Here is a 13,662-nt window from a genome sequence, read left to right as displayed (position 1 = left end):
CAAGCAGATCTTCCAACCAAGCACCACGCCACCCCGCCGCATGCCCGGACCGATCGTTTGAGGGGGACGCGCTGGGCGTCCGCCGAAAGCAGCACCGCAAGATCTTTCTCTCTACCAATGCGGCTGCAAAAAAACGCCAAGCACAAGAGTCGTGCCAGCGGTGCAGAGAATTCTAATTGCTGCCAGTCGAGCCGAGGCAATCGGCCTGGCCGGGCGCCTCAAAGTCGAGTGGAGCGGATGCTGAAGGTAGGCCCGCAGGGGCCGGACGAAGCGAGCGAACACGATGTCCGGCGCCCGCGCGCCGGACCGACTTTGTGAAGCCCGGCCGGGCCGATTGCCTCGGCTCGACGACCAACATAACTCACTCCCCCCCCTCAGCCGCCCCCTTCCCCAGTCCAAGATAACTCTCAATCACCCGCGGATTCCCCGCCAACTCCCGCGCCGGCCCGTGCAAGATCACTTCACCTGTCTCCAGCACATACCCATAATCAGCCACCTGCAACGCCGCCCGCGCATTTTGCTCGACCAGCAAAATCGCCACACCCGTTTCACGCAGCCGCGCAATGATGTGAAAAATCTCGCGAACGATGCGAGGCGCCAGTCCCAGGCTAGGCTCATCCAGCATCAGCAAACGGGGTTTGGCCATCAGTGCCCGCCCTACAGCCAGCATCTGGCGCTCACCGCCCGAGAGCGTACCCGCCTCCTGGCGACGACGCTCTTTCAACCGCGGAAACAAGGTGAATACTTCCTCCAACGTATCCCGCCAACCGCTTTCGCGCGCGCGATAACGGCGAAAGCCTCCCAGCAGGAGGTTGTCCTCGACCGACATGCTGCCAAACAATTCGCGGCGTTCAGGGACCAAAGACATGCCGGCCCCGACACGGCGCTCCACACCCCAACCGGACACATCTGCTCCGGCGTAATGCACAGCACCCGAGGCATGGCCCGTCGTCGGCAAGGCCCCCATCATCGCATTCAATAACGTGGACTTGCCTGCACCGTTCGCGCCAATCACCGTCACGATACTGCCCGGCGCCACCGTCAACGAGGCCTCGTTGAGCGCACCGACTTTGCCATAGCGAGCGCTGAGGCCCCGCACATCGAGGATCACATTCTGAGCTTGCGTCATTGCACACTCCCCGTTACCGGTGCGCCTTGATCGGCTTCGGGCAGATCATCATCGATGCCTCCCAGATAGGCTTCGAGCACAGCAGGATTCTGCTGAACCTCCGCAGGAACGCCCTCGGCCAACTTGGTGCCAAAGTCCATGACGACCAGATGATTGGTCAAACGCATCACGAAATCCATATCGTGCTCGACCAGCAAAATGCTCATACCCTCGGCACGCAATTGCTCAAGCACTTGTGCCAACTCTTGCTTTTCCTTGTAGCGCAGGCCAGCTGCAGGCTCGTCCAACAACAGCAAAATCGGATCGCTCGCCAACGCGCGCGCGATTTCCAGAATACGTTGCTGACCTAGGGCCAGGTTACCCGCCTGCTCGTAGAGATAATCGCCCAGACCTACGCGCTTGAGCTGTGTGGCGGCCTCGTGCAACAAACGGGCTTCCTTGGCCCTGTCGCTATGCAGCGCCCCCGCCACGACACCGACGTCAGCCCGCATGTGCGCACCCAGCGCGACGTTTTCGAGGACAGACATCCCCGGCAGGAGCTGCACATGTTGAAAGGTGCGCCCTACGCCACGGCGCGCGATGTCGCGTGCGCTGCGGCCGTTGATGGATTCGCCCAGGAAACGCACCTGGCCGCGCGTCGCCGGCAACACGCCGCTGATCAAGTTGAAGGTCGTGCTTTTGCCCGCACCATTCGGACCAATCAGGCCCACGATCTCGCCAGCGCGGACTTTGAACGAAATATCATTGACCGCAACCAAGCCGCCAAATTCCTTGCGTATGCTTTCTACATCCAGCACCAGTTCACCGCGCTCTGGACGATCGCGTTGCGGCAAGGCTTCGGCATTGGGAGGAGGCGCCCGATGACGACGCGATCCCTCGCTGCCCGTCAAGCGAGCCCAACCCGCAGACAAGATCGGCCATAAGCCATTCGCGGCGTACTGCAACACCAAAATGAGCAACACGCCGAAAACGATGAGCTCGAAATTGGCGTCCGTGTCCAACAGCTTAGGTAACAGATTCTGCAATTGGTCTTTCAGGCCCAGAATCACGGCGGAGCCCACCAAGGCGCCCCATACGTGACCTGCGCCCCCCACGACGGCCATGAAGAGATATTCGATCCCGTAATTCAAGCCGAATGGACTGGGACTGACAGCACGTTGCATGTGCGCATAGATCCACCCCGACAAACACGCCAGCAAGGCGGCCCAGACAAAAATGATGATCTTGTATGAGCCGGTGTTCACCCCCATGGACTCGGCCATGCCCGCACCGCTTTTCAGTGCACGGATGGCGCGGCCCGGACGGGAACTGAGCAGGTTGCTGGTCGCCCACAACGACAACAGCAGGAACACCCAGATCAGGTAGTAAATATGACGGCCGTTGGCTAATGAAAAACCGAACAGGCTGATTGGCTCCAGGCCCGCGATCCCATCATGCTTTCCTAGCCAATCCAGATTGCCGAACAAGAAATAGAGCGACAAGCCCCAGGCGATGGTGCCCAACGGCAAATAATGGCCGGACAGACGCAAGGTGATCAGGCCCAGCAAATAGGCGATGACCGCGGTCAATAATAGCCCTGCCAGCAATGCCAGCCACGGCGAGGTGTCGTAATGGCTGGTCAACACGGCGGTGGTGTATGCCCCCAGCCCGACAAAGGCTGCCTGGCCAAACGACGTCAGTCCGCCCACACCCGTCAACAACACCAGCCCCAACGCCACCATCGCGGCCAGTCCGATGTAATTGAGCTGCGTAATCCAGAACTCGGGCGTCGCAGGCACCATGGGCAATATCACCAACAAGGCGATGAATGCGATTAACAGAATACGGTTGCTCATGGCGATCACTCCTCGTCATCCGTATGGTGGCTGCTGAACGATCGCCACACGAGCACCGGAATGATCAGCGTGAACACTATGACTTCCTTGTAGGCGCTGGCCCAAAACGAAGAAAACGCCTCAAGCACACCCACCAGCACCGCACCCGCGGCCGCAAGCGGATAGCTGGCCAAGCCGCCAATGATCGCGCCCACAAAGCCTTTCAGGCCGATCAGAAAACCCGTGTCGTAGTACACCGTCGTGATCGGTGCGATCAACATGCCGGACATGGCGCCGATCGCCACCGCCAACGTAAAGGTCAAGCTGCCCGACATCGTAGTGCTGATGCCGACCAGCCGCGCGCCGCGGCGATTCACCGCCGTCGCACGCAACGCACGGCCGTATAGGGTTTTGCCAAAGAACAACCACAGCGCAACAATCAACAGCGCGCAGGTCCCGACGACAAAGAGGCTCTGCGCCGACCACGTGGCAGGCCCCAGATTCACTTGCCCACTGACAAAGGCGGGCGTACGCCATCCCTCTGCGCCAAAGAACACCAAGGCCAGTCCCGTCAGCGCAAAGTGCACCGCCACGGAAACAATCAGCAGGACCAACACCGACGCCTCGGCCAACGGCTGATACACAATGCGATAGATCATCGAACCCATCGGAATGATCAGCACCAAGGCGAGCAACATATTCAGCCATAGCGAGTTATCCGGCGCGGCATAGACCGAGGCCAACCACAACAACGCCAGCGGCAAGATCACACACGTCAATACGACTTTGGGCAACGCGGCCCAACTGCCTGTACGCACGGCACGCAGCAGTTCCAGCACCAACACTACGGCGCCCAGCAGCGGCAACAGGTATGCGGTACCCGGCACACGGCCATTGACCAGCATGGCCAGGGTCAACGCGCCAAACGCGACGAACTCGCCCTGAGGAATAAAGATGACGCGCGTCACGGTGAACACCAGGACCAGCGCCATACCCAGCAATGCATAGATGGCACCGTTGACGATACCGTCCTGCAACAGGATGAGGGCAATTGAAAAATCCATGAAACTGCCTTATGGGATTCTGACAAGACTGCCTGATGACATGGATACGTCATCAGGATTGACGTGGATTATCGCGGATATGACACACCGGCCCTCAGGCCGGTGTATTGAAAACCAGCAGACGTCAGCGCCACGTCGGCGATGGCTGCCTCACAAATCAGGCTGGTACACCCACTTGCCCTTCTCAACCTTGACCATGACGCGCGAACGCTCGTCAAAGCCAGCATGTTCGGTGGGGCTCATGTTGAAAACACCTTGGGATGCGGGCAAGTTCTTGATGCCTTCCAGCGCATCGCGCATCGCCGCGCGAAACTCGGGGGTGCCAGGCTTGGCGCCGCTCTTTAGTGCCACAGGCAAGGCCGCAACGATCAACTGGCCTGCGTCCCACATATGGCCGCCAAAGGTATTGGTGGTGCCGGCGCCATACTTGCCTTCGTAGGCAGTGGTGTAAGCCAGGGCCGATTTTTTCACCGGATTGCTGTCAGGCAATTGCGCCGCGACCAGCAACGGGCCTGCAGGCAGCAGCATGCCGTCGCAATCTGCACCGCAAACACGCAGCACGTCATTATTGGCCGCACCGTGCGTTTGATAAATCGTGCCTTGGTAATTGCGCGCGCGCAGTTCTTTTTGCGGCAGCGCCGAAGGCGTGCCGGCGCCGGCGATGAGAATCGCATCGGGTTTGGAGCTGATCAATTTCAGCACCTGGCCCGTGACACTCGTGTCCGTGCGGCCGTATTTTTCGACCGCCGTGATCTCGATGCCCTTGCCCTTGACGGCCTCGCGCATCACTGCCAACCAACCATCACCATAGGCATCGGCAAAACCGATGAAGCCCAAGGTTTTCACCTTGGACTTGGCCAAGGCATCGGCCAAGGCACTGGCCATCAAGGCATCGTTTTGCGGCGTCTTGAACACCCAGCGGCGTTTGTCATCGACCGGCTCGACGATCTTGGCGCTGGCAGCGACGCTGATCATCGGGACTTTGGCCTCGGCGGCGACGTCCACCATGGCTAGCGAGCCCGGCGTGACAGAGGTCCCCACCAACACGTCGACTTTGTCGTCGGACACGAGTTTGCGCGAGTTTTTCACAGCCTGAGTCGTGTCGGTCGCATCATCCAGCACGATCCATTCGATTTTTTGACCGGCGACTTCGGTGGGCAGCAATGCGACCGTGTTGCGCTCGGGGATCCCTAGCGAAGCAGCGGGGCCGGTACTGGCGATGGTGACTCCCACCTTGACTTGGGCACTGGCCAGTAGCGGCAGGCTCAGCGCCACAGCCGCGGCGGCCGCGGACAAGCCGAAATACTTGCGCGTCATGTTGTTGTCTCCTGTGTGGGCTCTTGTTATGGCCCCGAAATCGGGAAAGTGAGCCCGGTTGATGTTATACAGAAATTCAGATATTTGAGCCAGAAGTGTATCAAATAGCCTTCAAATAAAACCCCGTGACTTCCCTAGTCCGCCCTCGCACGCATGCAAGCACGTCGACGCAAAAGCGAGCCCGCAATCCAACCTGCAGCTATTCGCACGGGCGACGGGTCGGCCGCGTTTGGCGAAGGCCGTCCCTCCCCGTTCCACACGGCCAGGTGGGCACGCTAAAAAATCAAATGCATTCAACAATAGCGAATGTTGCCTCTGACCGGGAACGGCGTCATTAAGGGGATTCCCGCAGAATCGGCCATACGCGTTCGACACGCCACGCCACCCAGGAGGCAACGGCAACCTTGACCAGATCGCCGGGGATGAATACCAACATCGCCATCATCGCTTTGCCCAAGCCCATCTGCGTCACGGAGGCGAGCCACAGCACGCCGATCAGATACACGGCGCCAATACCGCCGGCGATGCACGCCAAGCCATAAGCCAGCACGGTCCTGACGCTCTGGCCCGGGGTGCGGACCCAGCTACGCGCCAGCCAACCGGTGACGACGGCGCCCAGCGCCATGCCCAACAGGAAACCGCCGGTCGGCCCGAAAAACACGCCCAGCCCACCGCGGCCTCCCGGCAGCACAGGCAACCCGATCGCAGCCAGCAACAAATACAGCAAGCACGCCAACCCGCCGCGCACCGGCCCCAACATGGCGCCCGTCAGCATGACGCCCAGGCTCTGCAAGGTCACCGGCACCGGAATAGCCGGCAAGGGGATCGGCGGTACCAGGCTCAGCACCACAATCAGCGCCGCGAACAGCGCAATCAACACGGTATCTTGGGTTTTCATCATTCACCACGCGCATCAATGGCCTGAGCGACTTGCTGGGCCCGTTTCAATGTCCGCACCACCAATGGCACCAGCAATGCCAAAGGATGTCGGGCCAAACCGCGGGCCGCCTGCGCCTCGCGGATTTCCTGATAATGACGCCAGATTTCCGGCACGAAACGCAAGGTCAACGCCAGGGCCAGCGCTACCTTGCTCGCATCTACCCATCCTAGCCGGTCCAGCGGCGACAAAGCGCGTTCGCAGACGGCGATCAGGTCCGAACTCCTCGTCGACAGCGTCACCGCCAAAGCCAGACCGACCAAGGCCGCGATGCGCAGCAACACGATCACCGCCGGCAGCCAACCCTGGAACACCACGGCAAACACGCCAATCGCCGCCAGCACCCAAACGAGGCCCCGCACCTGACGCCAGCAAGCGGCCGCCCCCACGCCGGTCGACCATACCAACACGCAGGACACCGCGAACGCAATCGCGAGCCCCCAGGCATTCTGCACGAAAAACAATCCGATGCCCGCGACCACCAGCGCCGCTAATTTATAGCCGGCTGGCAGCCGATGCAGCCAGCGATCACCCTTTATATAAAGGGGCTCGATCATCATGCGCAATGCTCCCGATACCAGCGTAACGCAGGGCCGGGGCAGTCATCCGCGGCGATCTGCCCATCGACCACTACCAGGACACGGTCAAAGTCCTGCAGCAGCTCCAGGTCATGGCTGACGACGACGGCTTGCTGTTCCAGCCCGGCAATCGCGCGGGCGACCCTATTACGATTGCGCAGGTCCAATTGCGTCGTAGGCTCGTCAAACACCACCAAGGCCGGCTGCATCACCAGCACCGATGCCAACGCCACCAGTTGGCACTCACCGCCAGACAAGGTGTGGCTCGCCCGGTCCACCAGATGCCCTACCCCCAAACCGTCCAGGCTGGCTTGGATACGCTGCGCCGACTCTTGCGCGGGCAGGCGCTGCGCTTTCAGGCCAAAAGCCATGTCCTCGCGCACAATGGGGTATACGATTTGGTTTTCGGGGTTCTGGAATACGAATCCCACCTGACGGCGGATCGCCTTGATATCGTGCCGGGTATCCAGGCCGTCGAGGGTCACCCGGCCGGCCGTCGGCAGCACCAGGCCGTTGAGCAGCTTGGCAAAGGTGCTCTTGCCGGCCCCGTTCGGCCCGACCACGCCCACCCGGCGCTGGTCGAGGGTCAAACTCACCCCCCGCAATGCCTGGGAATGCGGTGTGGCAACAACGGCGTGATCAAACTCGATTAACATGGGGCGAAATTATGCCCGAACCCCATGCTTGAACCATTTCAATCATCCGGGCTCCAAGAGGTGACATGGAAAAAGTACGTAAAACCGACGAGGAATGGCGCGCCCAACTGACGCCGCAAGAATACGCGGTAGCGCGCCAGAAAGGCACCGAGCGCGCCTTTACCGGCCGTTATTGGGACACGACACAGCTGGGTATTTACCGTTGCGTCGGCTGTGGCACTCCGCTATTTGCCTCGGACACCAAGTTCGACGCCGGCTGCGGCTGGCCCAGCTATTTCGAGCCTATCGATCCAGCACGCGTGCGCGAAGAGCGCGATATCTCTCACGGCATGGTGCGCACCGAAGTCCTGTGCAATATCTGCGACTCGCACCTGGGCCACGTATTCCCCGACGGGCCAGAGCCCACCGGACTGCGTTATTGCATCAACTCGGTATCGCTCAAATTCGAACCCATCGAGAACGAATGAAGAAATTCCTGTTTGACCTATTCCCACTGATTCTTTTCTTCATCGCGTACCGATTTGCCGATATCTATACCGCGACAGCGGTGGCGATCGCCGCCTCGGTTGCCCAGTTCATTTGGTTACGGGCAACAGGCAAACGTATCGAAATGACACACTGGATCAACCTGTCGGTCATCGTGATTTTCGGCGGTGCGACGTTGTGGCTGCACAGCGATGTGTTCATCAAATGGAAGCCCACTGTCCTGTACTGGCTGTTTGGCGGCGCCCTGCTCGGCTCTCGTTTCCTGTTCGGCCGCAACCTGATGCGCCGGCTGCTGGGCGCCCAAATTGAACTTTCCGATACAGCCTGGGACAAACTCAACCTGAGCTGGGCCTTGTTTTTCCTGGCCGCAGGCGCCATTAATCTGTACGTGGCGTTTTCCGGCCATTTCACGGAATCGCAATGGGTGAATTTCAAGGTCTTCGGGCTGATGGGGTTGTTGCTGGTATTTGTGATTGGCCAGTCGTTATGGCTGAGCAAACACATGCAGCATCCCAGCCAACCAGAGGCCAACGATCCTCAACGCGAAATAGGCAAAGACTGATGCTCAGCGAGGACTCATCGTCCGATTTTTATCCGTTTGAGTTATCTGCTTGTATTTTCTATTTAAGGTCTGATCGTTTTATCCATCGTTCATCGTTTGACTCATGCCCGACACCACTGACCGCATCGCGCTGATACGCACCCGCCTGGCTGCCCTGGAGCCGACCGCACTAGACATCCGCGACGACTCGCACCTGCACGCCGGACATGCGGGTGCACAGGGTGGCGCCGGCCACTACCATGTACGTATCGTGGCCTCGCGCTTTGCCGGTTTGACGCCTGTTGCCCGGCATCGTCTGGTGTATGATCTTTTGCAAGACCTGATCCCTCATCCTATCCATGCGCTTGCGCTTGATGCCCAAGCCCCTCTGACAAATTCCTAAAGGAAATCCATGAAACGCATCGTGATGCTGGCCGCTGCTTGCGCGGTCGCGGTACCCGCATTTGCGCAGAACGTCGCCACCGTCAATGGCAAGGCGATCTCTCAGCAAAGCTTGGATCAATTCGTCAAACTGCTGGTCAGCCAGGGCGCAACCGATTCGCCGCAACTGCGCGAACAGGTCAAGCAGGAAATGATCAACCGCCAGATCTTCGTCCAGGCGGCCGAAAAAGACGGCGTCGCCAAGCAAGCGGACGTCCAGACCGAAATCTCGCTGGCCCGCGAAGGCATCCTGGTTCGCGCGCTGATGGCCGACTACCTGAAAAAGCACCCTGTCACCGACAAGCAGATCCAGGACGAATACAACAAGGCCAAGCAGCAACAAGCTGGCCAACAGGAATACAAGGTCCGCCACATCCTGGTCGAAGACGAGAAAACTGCCAACGACCTGCTCGCGCAGATCAAGAAAGACAAGAGCAAGTTCGCCGATCTGGCCAAGAAAAACTCCAAGGACCCTGGTAGTGGCGCCAATGGCGGCGATCTGGGCTGGGCTCCTCCCACCAACTACGTGAAGCCATTTGCCGACACCGTCGGCAGCCTGAAGAAAGGCCAACTGGCCGACAAGCCGGTGCAGACGCAGTTCGGTTGGCACATCATCGAGGTCGAGGACACCCGTCCGGTGGAATTCCCCCCGCTGGATCAGGTCCGTCCGCAACTCGAAGAAATGCTGCGTCAGCAGGCTTTGGGTGAATACCAGAAGCAACTGCGCGAAAAAGCTACGATCAAGTAATGATGACGGTGAGCCTGGCTGCGGTGTTGTACTGTGGTCAGGTTTGGCTGGAGGCGTTCGTTAACGACTCTTGCTAGTTAGCCGTTGCATGATGATTGTGAAGAAGGGCCCTGGTTTTGAACTGGGGCTTTTTTTATCGCTGTTGGGGTTGTGGGCGGTTGCTGCTCTTGATTGTCTCTCTGAAGGCGTCCCTGTCGCGTGCCTGGGCGTGGTGCCGGGCCTATCGCACGGACTCGGCCCATGACCAGGGGCCTCGGTCCGCTGCGCGGACTAAATCCGTGCTCAACGGCCCGGCACCACGCCCAGGCACGCGACAGGGACTCACGATGAGGGAATGCAACGAGGGCTGATTGCCATCGGCGTTTTTTGAAGCTGTCTTTGCTAATGCGATGGGCAGGGTTCATGTCACGTGGCCAAACTGGACGCAAATCAACGGAGTCTGCTCAACAACGAGCAGCGTACGAACATCCGTCAATGGCAGACATTGCGAGCAGGAGGTTGGCGTGTAAAAGCCCCGCCGGGCCGTTGAGCCGCGATTTAGCCCGCGAAGCGGGCCGAGGCCCCTGCTCATGGGCCGAGTCGCGGCGATAGGCCCGGTGGGGCTTTTACACGCCGACCTCCTGCGCCAAAAGAACTCCGCACTACGCATGCCACAGACAGCAACCCCGGCATCCCAAAAGGCCCACACGCTACGCCTTCAGCCTGCTGCCCCCAGGGAGCATTTTTTGCCTCGAAACGGGATCAGATCAAAATCAAACGCCCAACAGAGCCTTCAACCCATCCTCATCCAGCACCGTCACGCCCAATTCCTGCGCCTTGGTGAGCTTGCTGCCAGCCTCTTCCCCCGCCACCACATAAGCGGTTTTCTTCGAGACCGAACCACTGACTTTACCCCCCGCCGCCAGGATGTACCGAGTCGCCTCGTCACGCGTCCATGTAGGCATGGTGCCGGTCAAGACAAACGTCTTGCCTGCCAGCGCATTGCCCTCAGGCCCTGATTCGGCAACCGCATGCACGCCCTGGGCCTTGAGCAGCTCGATGATTTCACGATTATGCGGCTCGGCGAAAAAGCGCCGAATCGAACCGGCAACGACAGGACCGACATCGGGCGCACCAGACAAGGCTTCCTCGTCCGCATCCATGATGGCCTCGATGCTGCCGAAATGACGGGCCACATCGCGAGCCGTGGTCTCGCCTACATGACGAATGCCCAGTGCAAACAACAGACGCCCCAGCGTAGGCGTACGCGCCTTGTCGATCGCTGCCACCAGGTTTTCGGCAGACTTTTTGCCCATGCGGTCGAGAGCGGCCAATTCAAATGCCGTCAGGCTGTACAAATCAGCCAACGACTTGACGCGCCCGCTTTCGACCAATTGATCGACCAGCTTTTCTCCCAGGCCATCAATGTCCAGCGCTTTGCGTCCCGCCGCATGCCAGAGAGTTTGTTTGCGCTGCGCAGCGCAGAATAAGCCACCCGTGCAGCGGGCAATCGCCTCGTCTTCTGTGCGCTCGATCGCCGAATCGCAGACGGGGCAGCGAGTCGGCATGACAAACTCGCGCACATCCTGCGGCCGTTGGGTCAGCACCGGGCCCACGACCTCGGGAATCACGTCGCCAGCGCGGCGCACAACGACCGTGTCACCGATGCGCACGTCTTTGCGGCGGATTTCATCCTCATTGTGCAGCGTCGCATTGGTGACCGTGACGCCGCCCACAAAAACAGGCTGCAATCGCGCCACCGGCGTGATGGCGCCGGTACGCCCCACCTGCACTTCGATATCCAGTAGTCGCGTCGTGGCTTCTTCGGCGGGAAACTTGTGCGCTACAGCAAAACGCGGCGCACGTGCGACAAAGCCCAGCACCTTTTGCGCCGCCAGGGAATCGACCTTGTAGACCACGCCATCGATGTCATACGGTAAGCCCGGCCGCTCGCGACCGACTTGTTCGTAAAACGCCAGCAGCCCTTCGGCGCCGGTGACGCGTTTGTTGTATTGCGTGTTGACGGGCAGGCCCAATTCGGCCAACCAGCTCAGCATCGCGCCATGCGAATCATGCGGCAGCGTGGATTGCTGGCGCGCATTGCCGGTGGGTTCCTCGAACAAACCGGGTTGCGTGCCCGGCAAACCGTGGACCTCGCCCCAACTATAGGCAAAGAACCGCAGGGGACGCTGGGCCGTGATGCGCGGGTCTAATTGCCGCAGGCTGCCCGCCGCCGCGTTACGCGGATTGACGAAAACCTTTTCATCACGCGCTGCCTGAGTACGATTCAAACGTTCGAAGTCGGAGCGATTCATCAGCACCTCGCCGCGCACTTCCAGCACACGGGGAGCCGCGCCTTTCAAGCGCAAAGGTACAACGCGAATCGTGCGCACGTTAGCCGTTACGTCCTCGCCGGTCTGGCCGTCTCCGCGTGTCGCCGCCTGGACGAGCACACCGTCCTCGTAGCGCAAGCTAATAGCCAAGCCGTCGAATTTCAACTCACAGAAGTATTCCGGAGATTGATCGAGGCGCAACAGACCTGCCCCACGCAGGGTGTCGGACACGCGACGGTCAAACGCCTGGACATCCTCGGCCTCGAAGGCATTGCCCAAGGACAACATCGGCACGGCATGTTGTACGCTGCCAAATGCGGCCAAAGGCGCCGCGCCCACGCGTTGGGTGGGCGACTCAGGGGTGACTAACTCGGGGTGTTCTGTTTCCAGTTTGACCAGTTCACGCATGAGCGCGTCATAGTCGGCATCTGATATCGCGGGCGCATCCTGCACGTAGTAGTGCACATTGTGCTGTTCGATCTCATGGCGCAACTCGGCGGCCCGCTGCGCCGCCTGGGTGGCGCTGGCGTGCTCAGCCATCAGGCAAACACCCGTTGTGCACGCTCACTGCCTGCAGGCAAGCCGGCTTGGTCCAATTGCTGGAACAGCTTTTGCAATTGCTCGTCGATACCTGTTTCCATGCCATCGACGACGGATTTGCCTTGATCGTCGACCAGCTCTGCCTGTAAACGCCGGGCCAGGTCACGACCCACATCGACCATGCGGCCAAATGCGCGCGGGTCTTCGGGGCTGCACGGCACATCCAGCAACAGCACCAGACGATCCACCACCGCCATACCGTCGTCGAAACCTGCGCCGTCACTGCGCGACAGGGTAAAACGCGCCACGCCGTTATCGGCCAGCCACGCCAGGCGTGCGCCATCCACGGCAAAACCCAACTCGCGCGCTACACCGATAACCTCGGCAGTGGCTCGCGGAGCCCCCATCAACAGCGTCAAACCGACTTGCGCATCGAGCGAGGCGCAAAGCGTGTCGAGCTTGCCTGCACGATCCAACACCACTTGCTGGTCCGGGCCTTCGATTGTCGCTTCGAAACGATCGGCGAGGTCTTGCGCACGCGCCCAGGCCTGCGACCATTCGATGGCAGTCAGCGGGCCGCTGCGATTGGCGAGCAACACAGCCAGCTGCAACGATGCATAGGACTCTTCGGGATGAATACGGGCACGATGACGGCCACGATCGGTGGACGCAAAAAGGCGCACCGGTTTACGGCCAGCCTGATGCAGGTCCTGCACCGCGGCCAATAAATCGGCTCCGCGCACAGGTTCGCTAAATTGGACTTCGATCACGATTTCACAAGCGGGATCGGGCTCTTCGGTGTCATCCAGGTCATTGCTTGGCGCCGCTGCAACCGCAGCCGCAGCTTGGGCCGGCGCCTGCCCTACCCCCATGCCAGGCTCACGGCGCTGTGCCTCAGGAGCAGCGGTACGCCCGGCAGCCTCGTTGGCGCCGAATAAAGGATCTTGCTCGGAAGCAGGAAAACGCGCTTGCATACGACTGCGCGCACGGCGGTCTTGCCACCAGTTGAATCCCAATACCAGCAGTATCAGCAGTACACCCAGGACAATCAGCCCAATCTGCAAGTCGCTCATGTGTCAATCCTGCGCTGCGAGGCAGC

General features: G+C 60.2%; 13 protein-coding genes. 4 read left to right on the top strand and 9 right to left on the bottom strand.

The window, feature by feature from the left end:
- Positions 1 to 361 precede the first annotated feature (361 nt).
- The 7 genes from ACYVI2_RS02245 to ACYVI2_RS02215 all read right to left on the bottom strand — a co-directional run bounded on the left by ACYVI2_RS02245 (position 362) and on the right by ACYVI2_RS02215 (position 7,495).
- On the bottom strand, positions 362 to 1,129 hold the full coding sequence (locus tag ACYVI2_RS02245) for an ABC transporter ATP-binding protein (protein ID WP_460490255.1): 768 nt from the start codon (positions 1,127 to 1,129) through the stop codon (positions 362 to 364).
- Positions 1,126 to 2,964, bottom strand: coding sequence for a branched-chain amino acid ABC transporter ATP-binding protein/permease (locus tag ACYVI2_RS02240; protein ID WP_415821143.1), 1,839 nt, complete (start codon positions 2,962 to 2,964; stop codon positions 1,126 to 1,128). Before ACYVI2_RS02240 ends, ACYVI2_RS02245 begins: the two co-directional genes overlap by 4 nt.
- A gap of 5 nt (positions 2,965 to 2,969) precedes the next feature.
- Complete coding sequence (locus tag ACYVI2_RS02235) at positions 2,970 to 4,007, bottom strand: branched-chain amino acid ABC transporter permease (RefSeq protein WP_415821142.1); 1,038 nt, start codon at positions 4,005 to 4,007, stop codon at positions 2,970 to 2,972.
- A 150-nt stretch (positions 4,008 to 4,157) separates the two neighbouring features.
- On the bottom strand, positions 4,158 to 5,324 hold the full coding sequence (locus ACYVI2_RS02230) for an ABC transporter substrate-binding protein (protein WP_415821140.1): 1,167 nt from the start codon (positions 5,322 to 5,324) through the stop codon (positions 4,158 to 4,160).
- Between the two features lie 334 nt (positions 5,325 to 5,658).
- The gene (locus ACYVI2_RS02225; RefSeq protein WP_415821151.1) at positions 5,659 to 6,222 is read right to left on the bottom strand and encodes a biotin transporter BioY; all 564 of its coding nucleotides are present in this window, start codon (positions 6,220 to 6,222) and stop codon (positions 5,659 to 5,661) included.
- Positions 6,222 to 6,818, bottom strand: coding sequence for an energy-coupling factor transporter transmembrane component T family protein (locus tag ACYVI2_RS02220; protein WP_415821150.1), 597 nt, complete (start codon positions 6,816 to 6,818; stop codon positions 6,222 to 6,224). The genes ACYVI2_RS02225 and ACYVI2_RS02220 overlap by 1 nt, the downstream gene beginning before the upstream one ends.
- Positions 6,818 to 7,495, bottom strand: a complete 678-nt coding sequence (locus tag ACYVI2_RS02215) for an energy-coupling factor ABC transporter ATP-binding protein (protein ID WP_415821139.1) — start codon at positions 7,493 to 7,495, stop codon at positions 6,818 to 6,820. The genes ACYVI2_RS02220 and ACYVI2_RS02215 overlap by 1 nt, the downstream gene beginning before the upstream one ends.
- A gap of 65 nt (positions 7,496 to 7,560) precedes the next feature.
- Here ACYVI2_RS02215 and msrB point away from each other — a divergent pair, with 65 nt between their 5' ends.
- From msrB to ACYVI2_RS02195, 4 genes are all read left to right on the top strand, one after another.
- Positions 7,561 to 7,962: a peptide-methionine (R)-S-oxide reductase MsrB gene (gene msrB / locus ACYVI2_RS02210; protein WP_415821138.1), complete on the top strand. Its 402-nt coding sequence runs from the start codon at positions 7,561 to 7,563 to the stop codon at positions 7,960 to 7,962.
- Positions 7,959 to 8,543, top strand: a complete 585-nt coding sequence (locus tag ACYVI2_RS02205; RefSeq protein ID WP_415821137.1) for a septation protein A — start codon at positions 7,959 to 7,961, stop codon at positions 8,541 to 8,543. The genes msrB and ACYVI2_RS02205 overlap by 4 nt, the downstream gene beginning before the upstream one ends.
- A 103-nt stretch (positions 8,544 to 8,646) precedes the next feature.
- Complete coding sequence (locus ACYVI2_RS02200; protein WP_415821136.1) at positions 8,647 to 8,925, top strand: BolA family protein; 279 nt, start codon at positions 8,647 to 8,649, stop codon at positions 8,923 to 8,925.
- A gap of 9 nt (positions 8,926 to 8,934) precedes the next feature.
- Positions 8,935 to 9,711 (top strand): peptidylprolyl isomerase, encoded by a 777-nt coding sequence (locus ACYVI2_RS02195; protein ID WP_415821135.1) that lies wholly within the window; start codon positions 8,935 to 8,937, stop codon positions 9,709 to 9,711.
- Positions 9,712 to 10,463: 752 nt separating this feature from the next.
- Here the strand turns inward: ACYVI2_RS02195 and ligA are convergent.
- Both ligA and ACYVI2_RS02185 read right to left on the bottom strand, forming a co-directional pair.
- Complete coding sequence (gene ligA, locus ACYVI2_RS02190) at positions 10,464 to 12,563, bottom strand: NAD-dependent DNA ligase LigA (RefSeq protein WP_415822485.1); 2,100 nt, start codon at positions 12,561 to 12,563, stop codon at positions 10,464 to 10,466.
- Positions 12,563 to 13,636: a cell division protein ZipA C-terminal FtsZ-binding domain-containing protein gene (locus ACYVI2_RS02185; RefSeq protein ID WP_415822483.1), complete on the bottom strand. Its 1,074-nt coding sequence runs from the start codon at positions 13,634 to 13,636 to the stop codon at positions 12,563 to 12,565. Before ACYVI2_RS02185 ends, ligA begins: the two co-directional genes overlap by 1 nt.
- Positions 13,637 to 13,662 lie beyond the last annotated feature (26 nt).

This window comes from Bordetella tumbae (assembly GCF_054780995.1).
The sequence above is the reverse complement of the archived record's forward strand: the minus strand, read 5'-3'. Positions and strand labels throughout refer to the sequence as shown.